Source organism: Aeromonas fluvialis (genome assembly GCF_000819885.1).
In the GTDB taxonomy this organism is placed as follows: Bacteria; Pseudomonadota; Gammaproteobacteria; order Enterobacterales; family Aeromonadaceae; genus Aeromonas; species Aeromonas fluvialis.
In genome coordinates, this window is record NZ_CDBO01000059.1 from 101,034 (window position 1) to 118,556 (window position 17,523).

Here is a 17,523-nt window from a genome sequence, read left to right on the forward strand (position 1 = left end):
TTGGGCCTTAAGCCGGGCCAGATCAGGGTTTAGTAGAGGAGTAACAGCCATGGACAAACGTCAAAAAGGGTACGAAGCCTTCATTGCCGAGCTGCAAAAACAGTGGCAGGAGACCGAACAGTTCCAGGGGGAGCGCCTCAACCGGATGATCGCCAAGGTACAGGCCTATCTGGAGGCCGCCAGTGACCTGACCCAGGACGAGCTGGCGCTCATCGCCGAATACGTGAAACGAGATCTGGGCAACTATGACGAGGGGCGCAAGGATGAGCAGGTGGAGGAGTCCGCCTTTATGCTGGCCCTCAAAGATACCGCCTGGTCCTGGCTGGTGGATGTGACCGACCGCGCCCAGGTGGAGTGGCGCGAACTGGCCGACGAGCTGGAGCACAAGGGGGTCTATGAGGCGGGTGACTGGGTGGGGCTCGGGGTCATGGTGTGCGATCAGTGCGGCTGGCGCCATACCGTGCTGCATCCCGAGCAGCTCGATACCTGTCCTGAGTGCGGCGGCGCCGAGTATCACCGCGAGCCGCTCTCGCCCTGAGTCATGCCATCAATGCGGACGAGATAACGAGCCAAAAGGCGCCATCAGGCGCCTTTTTCTTACTTGCAGGTTTCGTCGGGGCGTTTACTTACCCGCGACACAGAGACCACCAAAACGGATCAGCGGGGCGAAGAAGCCCTTGCCGTCGTTGTGATGCAAGGTGTCGCCGACCGCTTCCAGCTCACCCAGCAGGCGGTAGAAGTTGCCTGCTACCGTGATGCCGCGCACCGGCTGCAGGCGAACTCCATCGCGACAGAGGAACCCTGACGCGCCAAAGGAGAAGTCGCCGCTCACCGCATCGGCCCCCGAGTGCAGGCCATCGAGTTTCACCAGCTCCAGATAGTCGCCGCTCTGCACCTCTGCTTCGCTATGTGGGCCCGCGCCAAACACCAGATGGCGAGCGGTCACATCGAGGGCGCTGCGGGCACCACGGGCGGCTGAGCCGTTGCTGGCGACGCCAAAGTGGCGGGCAGTGGCGCTGTTGTGGAGCAGGGTTTTCAGCTCCCCTTCGCCAATCAGCAACAGATCCGAAGTGGCCGCCCCTTCGCCATCAAATGCCTTGATGTTCATGCCGCCCGGCATAGTGACCCGGCTCTCCAGAGTGAGCCAGCGTGACGCCACGCTTTGGCCGACCTTGCTGCGCCAGGGGTTGATCCCTTGCTGGGCCCACTTGCCCGACAGCACACCCTGAAAGCAGCCAAACAGGCTGGCGAAGCAGTTGGTGCTGAAGATGACGCTGTAGCGACCGCTCGGCACCGCGGTCCCGGGCAGCAGGCCATCAGCGATGGCGTAGATCTGCTCGATGAGCCGCTGGCTATCCAGCTCGTCGAAGCGGCGGCCATACTGCCCCTGCGAGTGGATCGACTGGCGGCCATCCCGTTCCACCAGCGCCGAGCTGTAGCAGCCGACACTGAACTCGCCGTGCTGGCAGAGGGAGCCCTGACTGTTGGCGAGCCAGAGCTGGCTCTCTCCTTCGAAGAAGCTGTTGTAGGGGGCGCCGCTCACATCGGGCATGGCCAGCATGTCCGATTCCAGGCGCAGGGCCAGGGCGATCTTCTCCTCAACCGGCGTGGTATCGGGCTGGTTGATCTCGGCACAATCTGTGGTGATCCGGCTATTGGCCACCGAGATGCGCTGATCAGCATCCACCTTGGCAAAGCGGCTGGCATCGAGCGCATCTTGCAGCATGGCATCCAGCGCCGGTTCATCGAGGGATTCCGAGTAGGCGATGCCGACCCGGCCATCCTTGATCAGGCGAATACCGAGTTGCTGGCTGCTGGTGACCTTGTATTCCCCCAGCTCGCCCTTGTCTGCCTTGAGGGAGAAGGCTCTCTCCTGATTGGCGATGATGTCTGCCTCGGCACCGAGATCGGCCACTTTATCCAGCAGGCGGGCGAGCAGTTGATTCATATCGAGTTGGCTCATCAGGCGTTCCCTCCTACCAGAATGTTGTCCACTTTGAGGGCCGGTTGGCCGACTGAAGTGGGAACCGAACCCGAGACCGAGCCGCACATGCCGGCGGCCAGCGCCAGATTGCGACCCACCATGGAGATCTCTTTCAGCACCTGCGGGCCGGTGCCGATCAGGGTGGCCGACTTGAGCGGCTTGGTGATCTTGCCATGCTCGATGAGGTAGGCCTCCTGCACGTTGAAGTTGAACTCGCCGGTGCCGGGCTGTACCGAGCCGCCCCCCATCTTCTTGGCGTAGATGCCGTGCTCGACGGTGGCCAGCATCTCGTCGAGGCTGTGGTTGCCCGGCTCGATATAGGTGTTGCGCATGCGCGAGGTGGGGGCGTACTTGTAGGATTCGCGCCGCCCCGATCCGGTGCGGGCATAACCGGTCTTGAGGGCGCCCATTCTGTCCACCAGAAAGCCGGTCAGTACCCCGTCCTTGATGAGCTGGGTATGCTGGGTCGCCATCCCTTCGTCATCGACGTTGATGGAGCCCCAGGCGTTGCTCTGCAAGCCCTCGTCCACGGCGCTGACCGCCGGATTGGCGATGAGCTGGCCCATCTTGTCGTGGAATACTGAGGCCTTCTTGGCGACCGAGGTGGTCTCCAGCAGATGGCCGCAGGCCTCGTGGAAGATGACGCCGCCAAAGCCGCTTTCCATGATGACCGGCAAGGTGCCACTCGGGCAGGGGGCTGCCCCCAGCTTCACCAGCGCCTGCCGAGTGGCGGTGAGAGCCAGCTCCCGCGGATCTATGCGATCGGCATGCTCCCAGCCCATCAGGGCACCGGGGGCCTCGTAGCCCACGCTCTGCTCACTCCCTTCCAGTGCGATGGTCTGGGCCATGATGCGGTTGTAGTGGCGACGATCACTGACCTGCATCCCTTCACTGTTGAAGATCTCTACCTCTTGCTCCCAGCCGAGCACATTACCGGAGAACTGGCTCACCTTGTCGCTCTCGGCGCGGGCCGCCGCATCCATGACGTGCAGGTAGGCGATCTTCTGCTCCAGCAGCTTGTCCGCCGACAGGGGCCGGGCGACCGGATGGCGGTCGGTGAGACGGGTGAAATCGAAGGCGGTGGCGGTCACCATGGGGTCACGCCTGTCCTTGGCCGCCAGCAGGGTGACGATGCGCAAGAGCTCGTCGCGGCTGGCCAGATTGGTGTAGCCGTAGAGTACCTTGAGGCCGTAGCAGAGGCGCACGCCGATGCCGAAATCGAGGCCACCGCTGATGTTCTCTATCTGGCTGGAGAGCAGGCTGAGCTGGCTGCGGCGCTTGCGCTCGACAAACAGCTCGGCGAAATCGGCACCCAGCGCCAGCGCGTGATCGAGCACGTCGCGGGCGATGGTTGGGGCCAACAGGGAGAATGGAGTCATAGAATATCCTTTTCTGGTCTGTCCGTTTGCTTCCGACATCCAGCTCTGATTGTTATGGGATGTCGAGTCCATTGTTGCAGACCAGCACAAAAAAGTCGCTATAGGGTCACGTGATGATACCGATTGATAAAATCGGTGCGATAACTGCGCCCGGAGGCCAGGACCAGGCGCTCAGGACCGTGTTGCCAAAACGTGGGAAGGATCAGAGCAGGGTGTGGATTTCGCTCAGGATCTGCTCGACCCACTGTTCGATGCGCGGATCGGTCTGGTCATATTGATTGGCATCGTCCAGCGCCAGACCGACGAAGTGACGGCCATCGTCGATCAGTGCCCTGGAGGCATCAAATTCGTACCCTTCGTTGGGCCAGTAGCCCACCAGCTTGACCCCTTTTGGCACCAGCTGATCGTGCAGCATGCCGAGGGCATCCTGGAACCATTCGCCATAACCGAGCTGATCGCCGAGGCCAAACAGGGCCACGATGCGTCCCTCCAGGTGGAGGTCGGCGATATCTTCCCAGCGGGACTCCCAGTCCTCCTGCCGTTCGCCAAAATCCCAGGTGGAGATGCCGAGGATCAGGATCTCGTAATCCTCCATCCGGCGCAGGGAGACATCCTTGATATTGTGAATATCCACCAGCTCGGGGCCGATGAGGGCGCGGATCTTCTCGGCTGCCATCTCGGTGTAGCAGGTGGTGGAACCGTAAAACAGACCAATCTTCATCGCTCTTCTCTCTGTTGGCGCTTTCTCGCTTGCTGTTGGCGCGTTCTCGCATGCTCGTGTGGGCTGCGCCATGTTGGCAACACGATGGGTAACGTAAGGGGAGGGGCCAGTCTAGCAGATTGCCGGGACCCCTTCACTGCCCTCAGATAGTGGCTGGCGGGCAAGCGGGCTTGCGCGGGAGGCGAGCCGGCGCGCTACAATGGGCCATCTTTTCTCTGACAGCGGCGCATCATGAGCAAGCCTGATTCCCATCCCCTGATCGAACCCTTCCTCGACGCCCTCTGGCTGGAGCGGGGATTGTCTGACAACACGGTCAGCTCCTATCGCAGCGATCTGGAGAAGTTTTCCTTCTGGCTCGACGAGCAGGGGAGCTCGCTGCTGCTGGCAGGGATGGACGAGATCCAGCACTACCTCGCCTGGCGGGTTGACCACCAGTTTGCGGCGAGCAGCACCGCCCGCTTCCTGTCGGCCCTGCGCCGTTTTTACCAGTATCTCAACCGCGAGAAGCTGCGCAGCGACGATCCGACCGTGCTGCTGGAGGGGCCCAAGCTGCCGAAAAAACTTCCCTCTGATTTAAGCGAAGCGGAAGTGGAAGCTCTGCTGAGTGCGCCGCTGGTGGATGACCCGCTGGAGCTGCGGGACAAGGCGATGCTGGAGCTGCTCTACGCTACCGGGCTGCGGGTTTCCGAGCTGGTGGGGCTCACCGCCGAGCATGTCAGTTTACGTCAGGGTTTGGTGCGTGTGGTGGGCAAGGGCAACAAGGAGCGGTTGGTGCCGATGGGCGAGGAGGCTATGCACTGGCTGGAGCGTTACTACCACGAGGCCCGTACCCTGCTGCTGGGGGGCACCAGCTCGGATGTGGTGTTTCCCTCCAAACGGGCCCAGATGATGACCCGCCAGACCTTCTGGCATCGCATCAAGCTCTACGCACTGCGGGCCGGGATCAGCGGCGAGCTCTCCCCTCACACCTTGCGCCACGCCTTCGCCACCCATCTGCTTAATCATGGCGCCGACCTGCGGGTGGTGCAGATGCTGCTGGGCCACACGGATCTCTCCACCACCCAGATCTACACCCATGTGGCCAACGAGCGACTCAAGGCGCTGCACGGTGAGCACCACCCCAGAGCCTGAGCGCCTGTCCTCCCAAAAACAAAAAAACCGCCAGCAGGCGGTTTTTTTATCTCTACACGACAGGAGATGGCGCTTATTTCCCCTGTTGGGATTTCAGCAGATCGCGGATCTCGCTCAGCAGCTCCTGATCCTTGGTCGGACCAGCCGGGGCTGCGGCTTCTTCCTGCTTCTTCTTGAGGGTATTGATGGCCTTGAGCCCCATGAAGATGGCGAAGGAGATGATCAGAAAGTCGATGATGGTCTGGATGAATTTACCGTAGGCAATCACCACGGCGGGTGCTGTCCCCTCGGCGGCCTTCAGGGTGACCGCCAGGTCGCTGAAGTCCACGCCGCCCAGGATCAGGCCGATGGGCGGCATGATCACGTCACCGACAAAAGAGGAGACAATTTTGCCGAAGGCGGCACCAATGATGATACCCACTGCCATGTCGATCACGTTGCCACGGGCGGCAAACGCTTTGAACTCTTGAATCAGACTCATTATTTCCTCCGGAATTAAACAAGATAGCGCCTTGGTTGCCCTTGCCAAAGGGCTGACTCTTATCAGGAAAACGGAGGCGGTGCTGCGTTATTCCTGTCGTCCTCTCTAGCTTGCTGGGGTTGCATCGCCTTGGCAATCGGGGAACGCGGATTTTTTGGTGCCAAGGGAGTTGTACCTCAGGGTTGAACGCATGAATAACGGATTGAAGAACTGGTGCCCCAATTCAGTGAATATTTGCCAGTGGCGCGCTGTAGTGAGATCCTCTCCCACTATATCGGCCTGAGCCAGTGGCTCGGGATCAAGGTGTACCGCGCTGGGCCCTGCCAAATGGCGGCCTGCTGCGCGGTTATCAGAGCCCAGAATAACTGCTCAAGAGACTGGATCATATTGATGTCCCTGCAAATTCATCGTCGTCCGCGCGTGGATGATTCCCATCTGCCTGCCACCCTGCATCCGCTGCTTCGCCAAATCTTCGCCAGCCGTGGCGTAGAGGATCCCGCCCTGCTGGAACGCAGCGCCAGCCAGCTGTTGCCGCCCCAGCGCCTCTATGGCATGGAGCAGGCGGTGCCCCTGCTGGCGGATGCCCTGACGGCGCAGCAGCGCATCCTCATCGTCGGCGACTTCGACTGCGACGGCGCCACCAGCTCGGCCCTGTGCGTGTTGGCCCTGCGGGCCATGGGGGGTCATCACATCGATTTTCTGGTGCCCAACCGCTTCGAGTTCGGCTATGGCCTCACCCCGGAGATCGTCGAGTTGGCGGTGGCCCGCGGCGCCGAGTTCCTCATCACGGTGGACAACGGCATCTCCAGCATTGCCGGGGTGGCGGCGGCCAAGGCGGCCGGGATGCGGGTACTGGTTACCGATCACCACTTGCCAGGCCAGGAGCTGCCTGATGCCGATGCGATAGTGAACCCCAACCAGCATGGTTGCGACTTCCCCTCCAAGTCCCTGGCCGGGGTGGGGGTGGCCTTCTATCTGATGGCGGCCCTCAACACTCACCTGCGCCAATTGGGCTGGTACGAGCGCCAGGGCATTCGCGCCCCCAATGTGGCGGATTATCTGGATCTGGTGGCCCTCGGCACCGTGGCCGACGTGGTGGCGCTGGATGGCAACAACCGCATCCTGGTGCATCAGGGGCTGCAGCGGATCCGGGCCGGTCGCTGCCGTCCCGGCATCCAGGCGCTGGTGGACGTATCGGGCCGCGACGGTCGCCGGCTGTGTGCCGCCGATCTCGGCTTTGCACTGGGGCCTCGCCTCAACGCGGTGGGCCGGCTCGATGACATGTCCCTCGGGGTCGCCTGTCTGCTGAGCGATGACCTCAATCTGGCGCGCCAGCTTGCGGCCGAGATGGACAGCCTCAATCAGGAGCGCAAGGAGATCGAGCAGGGGATGCAACAGGAGGCCCTCGCCACCCTGGAGCAGATCCGGTTTCGCGATGGCGAGGTGCCGTCGGGGATCGTGCTGCACCGGGACGAGTGGCATCAGGGGGTAGTGGGGCTGGTGGCCTCCAAGGTGAAGGAGAAGTACTACAGACCCGTGATTGCCTTTGCCGAGAGCAGCGACACCGAGCTCAAGGGCTCGGGTCGCTCCATTCCCGGGGTACACCTGCGCGATGCCCTCGAGTTGCTCGACACCCGCCATCCGGGCCTGATGGGCAAGTTTGGTGGCCACGCCATGGCGGCGGGGCTGACCCTGCCGAAGGCCAATATCGAGGCCTTCAGCCGGGCCTTTGAGGCGGTGATCAGCGAGCTGGTGACGCCGGAGCTCTTGACCGGGGTGCTGCTCACCGATGGCGAGCTCTTGCCGGACGAGCTCAACCTCGAACTGGCGGAGCTGATTCGCGCCTCCGGCCCCTGGGGGCAGGCGTTCCCCGAGCCGCTGTTTGACGGCGAATTCGTGCTGGTGCAGCAGCGGCTGGTGGGGGATAAGCACCTCAAGATGATGCTGACAACCGATTCTGGTCACGCGGTGGATGCCATCGCCTTTGGCGTCGATCTCAAGCGTTGGCCCGATGCCTCGGTCAAGCGGGTGCGGCTGGTCTACAGGCTCGACGTCAACGAGTGGCGCGGCAACCGCAGCGTACAGCTGCTGGTAGAGCATCTGGAGGCGGCCAGCCTCTAGCTTGTCGGACAGAAGATAACAACGAGGCGCCACAGGGCGCCTCATATTTTATGGTGTGTTTATTTGTGCGGGATCAGTGCTCGCGGGCCCAGGGGTGAGCCTTGGGGCGCAGCGCCAGTGCCAGACCCAGCAGCAGGGCTGTCAGGCCGTAGAGCGGCCAGCTGCCAAAGCGCATATAGGGGGTTTCGCCGTGGGCGGGACGCACCTCGCTGCGCAGTACACCCGCTTCAAACTGCGGGATCTGGCCGATGATGCTGCCATCGATCTCGGTGACGATGGTGATGCCGGTGTTGGTGTCGCGCAGCAGCGGGCGAGCCAATTCGAGGGCGCGCATCCGGGCGATCTCCATGTGTTGCCAGGGGCCGATGCTGGTGCCGAACCAGGCGTCGTTGGAGACGGTCAGCAGGAAGTCGGTATCGGCATTGACGTTGCGGCGCACCTCCTCAGGGAAGATGATCTCGTAGCAGATGGCGGCGGCAAACTTGAGTCCCCTGGCGATCAGATTCGGCTGTACTTCATCGCCCCGGCTGAAGGAGGACATTGGCAGGTTGAAGAAGGGGGCGATGGGACGCAGCAGATCTTCAAACGGCACGAACTCGCCAATGGGCAGCAGGTGGTATTTGTTGTAGCGGTTGGCGTGTCCGTAGAAGTAGGAGGCCTTGCCATCCGCATCCTGCACCCCCATGCCGAGCACGGTATTGAAGAAGCGTCGCTGCTCGAAATCATAGTGAATGATCCCTGCCAGCAGACCGGTGTTGTTTACCTTCATCGCCTTGTCCAGATTCTCCAGATAGGGACCCATCTCCTTCTCGATAGCCGGGATGGCTGACTCAGGCCAGACGATGATATCGGCATCCTGATTCTCGCGACTGAGATCCTGATAGGTCCGCACTGTCGGTACCAGTGCCTCTGGATCCCACTTGAGGGACTGGGCGATATTGCCCTGCACCAGTGCCACCTTGACCGGCTCACCACGGGTGACCCAGTTGAGCTGCATCAGACCGTGGGCTCCGGCAACCAGCAGGGCGGGCAGCGCCAGCCAGAGCGGGGAGCGGGATTTCCACACTAGCCAGATGGCGGAGGCACAGAACAACAGGGCGAGCGTAATGCCCTGTACCCCGAGGATGGGGGCGAAGCCTCGGAGGGGCCCGTCGATCTGGCTGTAACCAAACCAGAGCCAGGGGAAGCCGGTCATCACCCAGCCGCGCAGCCAGTCAGCGACCAACCACAGGGCCGGGAAGGCAAGCAGCCAGCGGCTCCAGTGCCGGCCACCAAAGAAGCGGGCGAAAACCCAGCAGGCGAGGGTCGGGTAGAGCGCCAGATAGGCGGAGAGCCCGGCCAGCAGCACGAAGGCCATCGGCAGCGGGATGCCGCCAAATTCAGTCATGCTGACGTGGATCCACCACAGGCCCGGTAAAAAGAGTCCCATGGCATAGCCAAAACCGCGCCAGGCGGCCTGCTTTGGTGTGGCTTTGTCCAGCAGGGCGTAGAGGCCGAGCAGGGAGGGGATCACCAGCGGCCAGTAGCCGAAGGGGGAGAAGGCCAGCACGGCGATGGCTCCACAGGCCAGTGCGCTGAGGCTCAACAGGATTTTTGATGTAACGGGCGATGATTTCACGGGCGATGGTGCTCGTCTTGGTAGGCAACCGGGGTCGAATGGCCGGTATCTTAACCTGTAAGAAGGGGAACGGCGAGCCTCGATACCGGTGGCAGAGAGCACAACGCCCCGAGGTCGGGGCGTTGTTTCAAGCAGCGAGTGCTTTGGCTTACTGCGGCTCGGATTGCGCCGCTGCGTGATGCTCAGGGATCTTCACCTGCAGCTGCTGCAGACGACGCCGGTCGGCATGCATCACCTTGAACAGGTAGCCATCCAGCTCGATCTCCTCGCCTTTTTTGGGCAGATGGCTGAAGGCATGCATCACCAGACCGCCCACCGTATCAACCTCTTCATCGCTGAACTGGGTGCCGAAGAAGTCGTTGAAATCCTCGATCTCGGTCAGGGCGCTGATGGAGAAGACCCGCTTGCTGAGGCGGCGGATTTCGTCCGGCTCATCCTCAATATCGTCAAACTCGTCGTCGATCTCGCCAACGATCAGTTCCAGTATGTCTTCGATGGTCACCAGACCGGAGACACCACCAAACTCGTCGACCACGATGGCCATGTGGTAGCGCTCTTCACGGAACTCCTTGAGCAGACGATCGACCCGTTTGCTCTCTGGCACGATCACCGTGGGGCGCAAGATTTTCTCGAGCTGCAGCGGCTCGCTGGCGTGATGGCCGCCGAACCCGAAGGGGAGCAGATCTTTGGCGAGCAGTATGCCCTCCACATGATCCTTGTCTTCGTTGATCACCGGGAAGCGGGAGTGACCGGACTCGATAATGACCGGCAGGATCGCGTTCACCGGTTGGGATTTCTCGATGGTCACCATCTGGGAGCGGGGGATCATGATATCGCGCACGCGCAGATCGGCGATCTCCAGCACCCCCTCGATCATGTCCTTGGTGTCCTGATCGATGAGGTCGCGCTCTTCGGCATCGGCTATCACGTCTACCAAATCATTGCGGTCTTTTGGCTCGCCCTGGAAGAGTTGGCTGAGTTTGTCGAGCCAGGTTTTCTTCGGCGAGCCGGTACTAGGGTGATCGTCGGTCATTTTCTCTCTTGGTTACTCGCTTAAACACACTTGAAATTGTTCGGGTTATATAAGGATGGCCATCTGCTGTTTCAAGTCGATGACCGTCCGGCATTTTACTCTTCGTCGTTCAGATAAGGATCGGCAAAACCGAGTTCCTGCATGATATCGCGTTCCAGCTGCTCCATCTCTTCGGCTTCCTCATCCTCGATATGGTCATAACCTAGCAGATGCAGACTGCCATGCACAACCATGTGGGCCCAGTGGGCCATGAGGGGCTTGCCCTGCTCTTGTGCTTCCCGTTCCACCACCTGACGGCAGATCACCAGATCGCCGAGCAGCGGCAGCTCCAGACCGGGCGGTGCCTCGAACGGGAAGGAGAGCACGTTGGTGGGCTTGTCCTTGCCGCGATAGGTGAGGTTGAGCTCGTTGCTCTCCGCCTCGTCGACGATACGCACCGTCACTTCAGCCTCTTGCTGGAAGCCGAGAATGGTGCCGTCGAGCCAGCTTTGCAGTTGGGCTTCGGTGGGCAGGCCGTCAGTGCTGGCGCTGGCCAGTTGCAGATCCAGGGTCACGCTCATTGCTCGCTCTCTTTGCTGGTGCTCTCTTTGCCGATGCTCTCTTTCCCTAAAATGGGGGCTGCTTTTTCGGCCGCCTGTTTGGCATCGAACGCCTCGTAAGCCTGCACGATGCGGGCTACCACCGGATGGCGGACCACGTCTTTGGACTCGAAGAAGTTGAACGACAGACCATCGACCCCTTGCAGCACCTCCAGCGCGTGGCGCAGGCCGGATTTGGCATTGCGCGGCAGGTCTACCTGAGTGATGTCGCCGGTGACCACTGCCTTGGAGTTGAAGCCGATGCGGGTCAGGAACATCTTCATCTGTTCGGTGGTGGTGTTCTGTGCTTCATCGAGAATGATGAACGCATCGTTGAGAGTGCGGCCGCGCATATAGGCGAGCGGCGCGACTTCGATGATGTTGCGCTCCATCAGCTTCTCCACCCGCTCAAAGCCCAGCATTTCGAACAGGGCATCGTAGAGCGGGCGCAGGTAGGGGTCCACCTTCTGGGAGAGATCGCCGGGCAGGAAGCCCAGTTTCTCGCCCGCTTCCACCGCCGGGCGGGTCAGCAGAATGCGGCGGATCTCCTGACGCTCCAGGGCATCCACCGCCGCTGCGACAGCCAGATAGGTCTTTCCGGTACCGGCGGGGCCTATGCCGAAGCAGATGTCGTGGCGCACGATATTGGCGATGTACTGGGCCTGATTGGGGCTGCGTGGCTTGATGAGACCGCGCTTGGTCTTGACCGTCACCTCCTTGCCGTAGGGGATGCTCGGTGCCGGTTCCTCATCCTGCTCCAGCACCCGCGACTCCTGAATGGCCAGATGCACCATGTCGGGAGTGATGTCGGTCACCTTGCCACCCTTGAGGGGCTGGGTGTCCACATAGAGGTGCTTGAGGATGACGGCGGCGACATCCAGCTGGGCCGGTTTGCCCACCAGCTGGAAGTGGCTGTCACGGTAGCTGATCTCGACGCCGAGGCGGCGCTCCAGCTGCTTGATGTTGTCATCGAAGGGGCCGCACAGGCTGGCAAGGCGCTGGTTATCGGCGGGCTCCAGATGCAGATTCAGGGTCGAGAGGTGTCGGCTCACAATATCCTCGTCTCAAGGCGCTCCCCATCCGATTGGCGAATGGGGAGGGGGAGATTAATGGGGGGTGAAAGCAGCCACGCCCAGCTCGTCCGGCACATTGTCGGGACGTCGGGCCAGGATCTCGCTCGGGGCGGTGGCGATGCGCAGCTTCATCTCGCTCTCGCCGCGGATGAATTTGCCGCGCAGGGAGTTGGGACGCACCTCGGTGATCTCTACATCGGCAAAGCCACCGATCAGGGTGTGCGGACCTTCAAAGTTGACCACCCGGTTGTTCTCGGTGCGGCCACACAGTTGCATCGGATCGAGTTTGGAGGGCCCCTCAACCAGGATGCGCTGGGTGGTGCCCAGCATGGCGCGGCCAATCTGCATCACATGGTTGTTGATGGCGTGTTGCAGACGGGCCAGACGGGCTTTTTTCACCTCCATATCGACATCATCGGGCATATCGGCGGCCGGTGTTCCGGGGCGCGGGCTGAAGATGAAGCTGAAGCTCATGTCGAAACCCACATCCTCGATCAGCTGCATGGTGGCCTCGAAATCCTCATCGGTTTCGTTCGGGAAGCCGACGATGAAGTCGGAACTGATGGTGATGTCTGGACGGGCGGCACGCAGACGACGGATCTTGGATTTGTACTCCAGGATGGTGTGCGGGCGCTTCATCATGGTCAGGATGCGGTCGGAGCCACTTTGCACCGGCAGGTGCAGGAAGCTGACCACTTCCGGGGTGTCCTTGTAGACTTCGATGATGTCGTCGGTGAACTCGATGGGGTGGCTGGTGGTGTAGCGAATGCGATCGATACCGTCGATGGCGGCCACCAGACGCAGCAGCTCGGCGAAGGTGCAGATGCCGTCATCAAAGGTCGGGCCACGGTAGGCGTTGACGTTCTGACCGAGCAGGTTCACTTCGCGCACGCCCTGCTGGGCGAGCTGGGCGATTTCATAGAGCACGTCGTCGAGCGGACGGCTCACCTCTTCACCGCGGGTGTAGGGCACCACGCAGTAAGTACAGTATTTGGAGCACCCTTCCATGATGGAGACAAAGGCGGTCGCCCCTTCGGCACGTGGTTCGGGCAGGCGGTCAAACTTCTCGATCTCGGGGAAGCTGACATCCACCTGGGCGCCACGTCCCTCCTGAACCTGCTTGATCATCACCGGCAGGCGGTGCAGGGTCTGTGGGCCGAACACGATATCCACATAGGGGGCTCGGCTGCGAATGGCATCGCCCTCCTGGGAGGCTACGCAACCACCCACGCCGATCACCAGACCGGGCTTGTTTGCCTTGAGCTTTTTCCAGCGGCCCAACTGGTGGAACACCTTCTCCTGTGCCTTTTCGCGGATGGAGCAGGTGTTGAGCAGCAGCACATCTGCCTCTTCCGGCTCCTCGGTAAGGATGTAGCCATTGCTGGCATCCAGCAGGTCGGCCATCTTGGACGAGTCATACTCGTTCATCTGGCAGCCCCAGGTTTTAATGTGAAGTTTCTTGCTCATTGCTACTCTTGACTGGTTTTGAATTTGGCATGGTCAAAGGACCGGGCATTTTACTCCGCAATCGTGAGACTGCCTAGCGAATATCCAGTTCGGCCCCGTTGCCAGCGGATGCGCCATGAGCGGGAAAAATCGTCTTTCTCCTTGATTTGACGCAGCAATTCACCATTCCCTTCACTGTTTATCCCGCCCCCTTGCGCTATCATGCAGCCATCCGGTTCACGTTCGGACGCAGTCGCCGGACGCACCCTTTCAGGAATACATTTATGGAACAGTGTGATATCGCCATCATCGGCGCCGGCATGGTGGGCGCAGCTACCGCCTGCCTGTTGGCGGCCCAGGGGCTCTCGGTACGGGTTATCGAAACCCGACTGCCGGAGCAATTCGCGCCAGAGCAGCCGCTGGATCTGCGGGTCTCCGCCATCAGTCAGGCCTCGGTGGCACTGCTCGAGCAGGCTGGCGCCTGGCAACCTATTCAGCAGATGCGGCTGTGCCCCTATCGTCGGCTGGAAACCTGGGAGCTGGACGGTTTTGCCACCCGCTTCAACGCGGCCGATCTCGGCCTGCCCCAGCTTGGCTACATCATCGAAAACCGGTTGGTGCAGCTCGCCCTGCTCAAGCGGATGGAAGATTTCCCCAACATCCAGACCCACACCCCGGCGGCTGTGATGAGCCTGCGCCAGAGTGCAGATGAAGCTGTGCTGACTCTCAACGATGGCAGCGAGCTGACCGCCCGCTGGGTGCTAGCCTGCGACGGCGCCGAATCCCACACCCGCACATTGGCCGGTATTGGCGTGTCGCGCTTCGAGTACCGCCAGCACTGCATGCTGATCAATATCGATACCGCATTTGCCCAGGAGGATATCACCTGGCAGCAGTTCACCCCGAGCGGCCCGCGCGCTTTCTTGCCGCTGCCAGGCCAGCACGGCTCCCTGGTGTGGTATGACAGCCCGGCCCGCATTCGGGCACTGGCTGCCATGAGCAACGAGGCGCTGGCCGCCGAGGTGCGCCGCCACTTTCCGGCTCGTCTTGGTGATTTTACCGTCACCGGCAAGGGGAGCTTCCCGCTGGTGCGTCGCCACGCCAACGACTATCACGCCGGTCGGGTGGTGCTGCTCGGTGATGCCGCCCACACCATCAATCCGCTGGCGGGGCAGGGGGTCAATCTTGGCTTCAAGGATGTGGCCTGCTGGGTTGATCTGCTGCACAGCGCTGGTGCCGACTGGCATCAGCTGGCGTTGGCCGGGCGTTATGAGCGTCGTCGTCGCCCCGACAACCTGCTGATGCAGTCGGGGATGGATCTCTTTTACGGTGCGTTCAGCAACGACATCGGGCCGCTCAAACTGGCCCGTAATCTGGCCCTCAATCTGGCAGACAAGGCGGGCCCGCTCAAGGAGATGGCGCTGCGCTATGCACTGGGGCTGGTTTGACAGGTAGAAACCAGATAGCACGGGCTGAATTCGCGAAGGAGCAAAGGTGATGAACAAGGCACTGCTGGTGATCGATTTTATCAACGATATTGCCCATCCCGACGGGCGTATCGCTGCCTCCGCAGCCCATGTGCTGGAGCAGGATGCCATCGCGCATGCCAATCAGGCGCTGGCCCATGCCCGAACCCACGGCTGGCTGGTGGTGCTGATCAAGGTAGGCTTCGATGGCGGCTATCAGCTGCAGCCCAAGGGATCCCCCATGTTTGGTCGGGCCCACCAGTTCGGGGCGCTGTCGCTTAGCGACCCGGGCACCGACTTTCACCCCGACCTCGACGTCCAGCCCGGTGATCTGGTGCTGGCCAAGCCCAGGGTCAGCCCCTTTTACGGGACTGCGCTGGAGCCTGCGCTGCGGGCCAATCACATCGATCACCTCTATCTGTGCGGGGTAAGCACCAGCTGGGCCATTCAGGCGGCAGCGAGGGATGGTCATGACAGGGACTATGCCATCACCATTCTGGAGGATGCCTGCGCCGCCGCAGATGCTACCGAGCATCGCACCTCGCTGCTGATGCTGGGTCGCATCGCCGAGATTATCAAGGTGTCCCAGCTGGTCTGAGCCCCAGCACAGGTTGCACCCGATCACCGTTTTTATCCGATGCCCCGTAAACCCTCGCCCAATCGGGCGGTGATAAAAGGGGAGCTAATCGGGTGTGTTCTGCGAGGCCACATACGCCTTGAGCGTTTCGATAGTGGCCCCGCCAGCACTGCAAGCAAAGTAAGAGTGCGACCACAGCACCCCGCTTCGGGGGTTTACCAGTGTCGCGAGGTCGAACCGCAGCCTAAACAGCCTCATCGGGTTGCAGCGAGGCAGCCCAACTTGCCAGTTCGCAGGGATCCGCCTTGAACGCACCAAACTGATGCTGCTCGATATGCACCGAGCCGTCGGTTTGCTCAATTAAAGCACAAGCGGTGATCTGGGCCTGATGAATATCGAGACCGATAACTCGCTTGAACAGAGCAGTCAGTTCCATAGTGCCTCCTGTCGATCTAGACTCACAGACAGAGGGTGGAGGGTGCAGAACAGAATGAGCCTGAGGGAGAATGTCGCCGACGGCCGTTTTAGCGTGCGCTCTCGAAGGAAGCAATCCGGGGTGCGAGTCTGTTCAGCGGGCCACGTTAGGGGCTGGGTTTAACCACTAAAAGTGTTGACGGTCTTAACCCACCACCCTCTGCTTCAAGTCTCTTTCATCATCAGGGGGGGCGCCAGTGACCATGATCGTTAGCCCCGTATCGTTGGCTGACCCGTTGCAAGCGGGACGCTACGTTGCTGCACGACGGCCAGCATAAAAGGGTAGAGCAAATCGGGCGCAGCCTACCCACAACATTGATTGGCCCAGAGTCAATCAAGGGGAAGCAGGGCTTTCTGTTTGTCGGTGAAGCGCAGGTTGCCCTGCAACGAAAATCGGAAGAGCACATGACGGCCGAGCAGCCAAAGTCGCGGCTGGTCTTGAGCCAAGTCGTGGATGGGGGTTACTTCTCTACGATTGGCTCATTGGTTACTCGATGTACGGCTTGCCATTTCTCTTTCAGGAGCATGCTCATGGCGGATGACTTTCAGGGCTCACCATTGTACTTCTCTGGACGGCCAGATTATCTGGCAGCCTTGCTGAACTCGCTAGAAGCGCAGATCGCGGTGATTGATCGGGATGGCGTGATCCACTATACCAACCTCGCCTGGAACCGCTTTGCCGAGCAAAACGGCATGCCAAAAGGGTATGACTGGCTGGGGATCAATTACCTGAGTGCATGCGACAACGCCGCCGAGCCGCAGGTGATGATGGCGGCAGCGGAGATCCGCCGGGTATTGTGTGGTGAGCAGGATCACTTTTCTCTGGAGTATGCCTGCCACAGTCCCGATATCCAGCGCTGGTTTATGATGCGTGTTACTCCGATGATGGGGGACAGTGGCGATTTTTATGCCATCACCCATCTCAATATCACGGAACGCAAGTTGCTGGAGCTGGAGGTGAGCCACCTTTCCCTGCACGATCCGTTGACCGGTTTGGCCAACCGGCGCCTGTTTAACACTTTTCTGCAAAACGAGTGGTGCCGCAGCATGCGCGAGCGGACTCCCATCTCCTTCCTCATGCTCGATCTGGATAACTTCAAGGGGTGTAACGATCACTACGGCCATCAGGTGGGTGATGAGCTCTTGCGGCAAGTGGGTCAGCTGCTCAGCGCCTGCTGTCAGCGACCAACGGATCTGCCAAGCCGGTTCGGGGGCGATGAATTTGCGGTGGTCCTCGGCAATACCGACAATGAGTCCGCTTTGCGGATGGGAGAGATGATTCGCCTCGGGATCAATGAGTTGTGCATCGGGGAGGTGGGGGATACACGATTCAGCGCCAGCATCGGCATTGCGACCCTGATCCCGGAACGGGAGCAGGTTTCGGCGGATGAGCTGTTGGCTGCCGCCGACATGGCGCTCTATCTGTAAGCGCCGTTAAATC

At 61.0% G+C, this 17,523-nt stretch carries 15 protein-coding genes and 3 pseudogenes; 7 read left to right on the forward strand and 11 right to left on the reverse strand.

Features of this window, described 5'->3' with window-relative positions:
* The first annotated feature begins 49 nt into the window (after positions 1-49).
* Positions 50-538, forward strand: coding sequence for a zinc ribbon-containing protein (locus BN1125_RS13360; protein ID WP_042012811.1), 489 nt, complete (start codon positions 50-52; stop codon positions 536-538).
* An 84-nt stretch (positions 539-622) separates the two neighbouring features.
* Here the strand turns inward: BN1125_RS13360 and BN1125_RS13365 are convergent, their stop codons facing one another.
* The 3 genes from BN1125_RS13365 to fldB all read right to left on the reverse strand — a co-directional run bounded on the left by BN1125_RS13365 (position 623) and on the right by fldB (position 4,084).
* A complete protein-coding gene (locus tag BN1125_RS13365) occupies positions 623-1,963 on the reverse strand; it encodes a TldD/PmbA family protein (protein ID WP_042012812.1) in 1,341 nt (446 codons plus the stop codon).
* Positions 1,963-3,363, reverse strand: a complete 1,401-nt coding sequence (locus BN1125_RS13370; RefSeq protein WP_042012813.1) for a TldD/PmbA family protein — start codon at positions 3,361-3,363, stop codon at positions 1,963-1,965. Before BN1125_RS13370 ends, BN1125_RS13365 begins: the two co-directional genes overlap by 1 nt.
* 202 nt (positions 3,364-3,565) lie before the next feature.
* Positions 3,566-4,084: a flavodoxin FldB gene (fldB, locus tag BN1125_RS13375; protein WP_042012816.1), complete on the reverse strand. Its 519-nt coding sequence runs from the start codon at positions 4,082-4,084 to the stop codon at positions 3,566-3,568.
* A gap of 231 nt (positions 4,085-4,315) precedes the next feature.
* On the opposite strand from fldB, the gene xerD reads away from it, so the two are divergent.
* Complete coding sequence (gene xerD, locus BN1125_RS13380; RefSeq protein ID WP_042012817.1) at positions 4,316-5,215, forward strand: site-specific tyrosine recombinase XerD; 900 nt, start codon at positions 4,316-4,318, stop codon at positions 5,213-5,215.
* Positions 5,216-5,288: 73 nt separating this feature from the next.
* Here xerD and mscL read toward each other — a convergent pair whose 3' ends face one another.
* On the reverse strand, positions 5,289-5,696 hold the full coding sequence (mscL, locus tag BN1125_RS13385; RefSeq protein ID WP_042012818.1) for a large-conductance mechanosensitive channel protein MscL: 408 nt from the start codon (positions 5,694-5,696) through the stop codon (positions 5,289-5,291).
* Positions 5,697-5,930: 234 nt separating this feature from the next.
* Between mscL and BN1125_RS19560 the strand changes: the two are divergent.
* A pseudogene (locus BN1125_RS19560) lies at positions 5,931-6,124 on the forward strand (disulfide isomerase DsbC N-terminal domain-containing protein); the annotation flags it as partial.
* A complete protein-coding gene (gene recJ, locus BN1125_RS13390; protein WP_042012819.1) occupies positions 6,087-7,817 on the forward strand; it encodes a single-stranded-DNA-specific exonuclease RecJ in 1,731 nt (576 codons plus the stop codon). The pseudogene BN1125_RS19560 and the gene recJ, both read left to right, overlap by 38 nt.
* A 73-nt stretch (positions 7,818-7,890) precedes the next feature.
* Here recJ and lnt read toward each other — a convergent pair whose 3' ends face one another.
* The 5 genes from lnt to miaB form a co-directional block, all read right to left on the reverse strand.
* Positions 7,891-9,435, reverse strand: coding sequence for an apolipoprotein N-acyltransferase (gene lnt, locus BN1125_RS13395; RefSeq protein ID WP_042012820.1), 1,545 nt, complete (start codon positions 9,433-9,435; stop codon positions 7,891-7,893).
* Between the two features lie 148 nt (positions 9,436-9,583).
* Positions 9,584-10,468, reverse strand: a complete 885-nt coding sequence (gene corC, locus BN1125_RS13400) for a CNNM family magnesium/cobalt transport protein CorC (RefSeq protein WP_042012822.1) — start codon at positions 10,466-10,468, stop codon at positions 9,584-9,586.
* 95 nt (positions 10,469-10,563) lie between these two features.
* Positions 10,564-11,028: an rRNA maturation RNase YbeY gene (gene ybeY, locus BN1125_RS13405; protein ID WP_042012825.1), complete on the reverse strand. Its 465-nt coding sequence runs from the start codon at positions 11,026-11,028 to the stop codon at positions 10,564-10,566.
* Positions 11,025-12,098, reverse strand: a complete 1,074-nt coding sequence (locus tag BN1125_RS13410; RefSeq protein ID WP_042012827.1) for a PhoH family protein — start codon at positions 12,096-12,098, stop codon at positions 11,025-11,027. The genes ybeY and BN1125_RS13410 overlap by 4 nt, the downstream gene beginning before the upstream one ends.
* A 54-nt stretch (positions 12,099-12,152) precedes the next feature.
* Complete coding sequence (miaB, locus tag BN1125_RS13415; RefSeq protein WP_042012829.1) at positions 12,153-13,586, reverse strand: tRNA (N6-isopentenyl adenosine(37)-C2)-methylthiotransferase MiaB; 1,434 nt, start codon at positions 13,584-13,586, stop codon at positions 12,153-12,155.
* A gap of 263 nt (positions 13,587-13,849) precedes the next feature.
* On the opposite strand from miaB, the gene BN1125_RS13420 reads away from it, so the two are divergent.
* Together BN1125_RS13420 and BN1125_RS13425 are read left to right on the forward strand one after the other, a co-directional pair.
* Complete coding sequence (locus BN1125_RS13420; RefSeq protein WP_042012831.1) at positions 13,850-15,013, forward strand: FAD-dependent oxidoreductase; 1,164 nt, start codon at positions 13,850-13,852, stop codon at positions 15,011-15,013.
* A 49-nt stretch (positions 15,014-15,062) separates the two neighbouring features.
* The gene (locus BN1125_RS13425) at positions 15,063-15,629 is read left to right on the forward strand and encodes a cysteine hydrolase family protein (RefSeq protein ID WP_042012832.1); all 567 of its coding nucleotides are present in this window, start codon (positions 15,063-15,065) and stop codon (positions 15,627-15,629) included.
* An 84-nt stretch (positions 15,630-15,713) separates the two neighbouring features.
* Here BN1125_RS13425 and BN1125_RS18660 read toward each other — a convergent pair.
* Positions 15,714-15,815 (reverse strand): annotated as a pseudogene (locus BN1125_RS18660) (transposase); the annotation flags it as partial.
* Between the two features lie 40 nt (positions 15,816-15,855).
* Positions 15,856-16,044, reverse strand: a pseudogene (locus BN1125_RS13430) (IS110 family transposase); the annotation flags it as partial.
* 569 nt (positions 16,045-16,613) lie between these two features.
* On the opposite strand from BN1125_RS13430, the gene BN1125_RS13435 reads away from it, so the two are divergent.
* Positions 16,614-17,510, forward strand: a complete 897-nt coding sequence (locus tag BN1125_RS13435; RefSeq protein WP_042012835.1) for a sensor domain-containing diguanylate cyclase — start codon at positions 16,614-16,616, stop codon at positions 17,508-17,510.
* The last annotated feature ends 13 nt before the right edge of the window (positions 17,511-17,523 follow it).

Coding starts and splice junctions, on each gene's coding strand:
- BN1125_RS13360 (WP_042012811.1), top strand. CDS start 50: ATGGACAAACGTCAAAAAGGGTACGAAGCCTTCATTGCCGAGCTGCAA.
- BN1125_RS13365 (WP_042012812.1), bottom strand. CDS start 1,963: ATGAGCCAACTCGATATGAATCAACTGCTCGCCCGCCTGCTGGATAAA.
- BN1125_RS13370 (WP_042012813.1), bottom strand. CDS start 3,363: ATGACTCCATTCTCCCTGTTGGCCCCAACCATCGCCCGCGACGTGCTC.
- fldB (WP_042012816.1), bottom strand. CDS start 4,084: ATGAAGATTGGTCTGTTTTACGGTTCCACCACCTGCTACACCGAGATG.
- xerD (WP_042012817.1), top strand. CDS start 4,316: ATGAGCAAGCCTGATTCCCATCCCCTGATCGAACCCTTCCTCGACGCC.
- mscL (WP_042012818.1), bottom strand. CDS start 5,696: ATGAGTCTGATTCAAGAGTTCAAAGCGTTTGCCGCCCGTGGCAACGTG.
- recJ (WP_042012819.1), top strand. CDS start 6,087: ATGTCCCTGCAAATTCATCGTCGTCCGCGCGTGGATGATTCCCATCTG.
- corC (WP_042012822.1), bottom strand. CDS start 10,468: ATGACCGACGATCACCCTAGTACCGGCTCGCCGAAGAAAACCTGGCTC.
- ybeY (WP_042012825.1), bottom strand. CDS start 11,028: ATGAGCGTGACCCTGGATCTGCAACTGGCCAGCGCCAGCACTGACGGC.
- miaB (WP_042012829.1), bottom strand. CDS start 13,586: ATGAGCAAGAAACTTCACATTAAAACCTGGGGCTGCCAGATGAACGAG.
- BN1125_RS13420 (WP_042012831.1), top strand. CDS start 13,850: ATGGAACAGTGTGATATCGCCATCATCGGCGCCGGCATGGTGGGCGCA.
- BN1125_RS13425 (WP_042012832.1), top strand. CDS start 15,063: ATGAACAAGGCACTGCTGGTGATCGATTTTATCAACGATATTGCCCAT.
- BN1125_RS13435 (WP_042012835.1), top strand. CDS start 16,614: ATGGCGGATGACTTTCAGGGCTCACCATTGTACTTCTCTGGACGGCCA.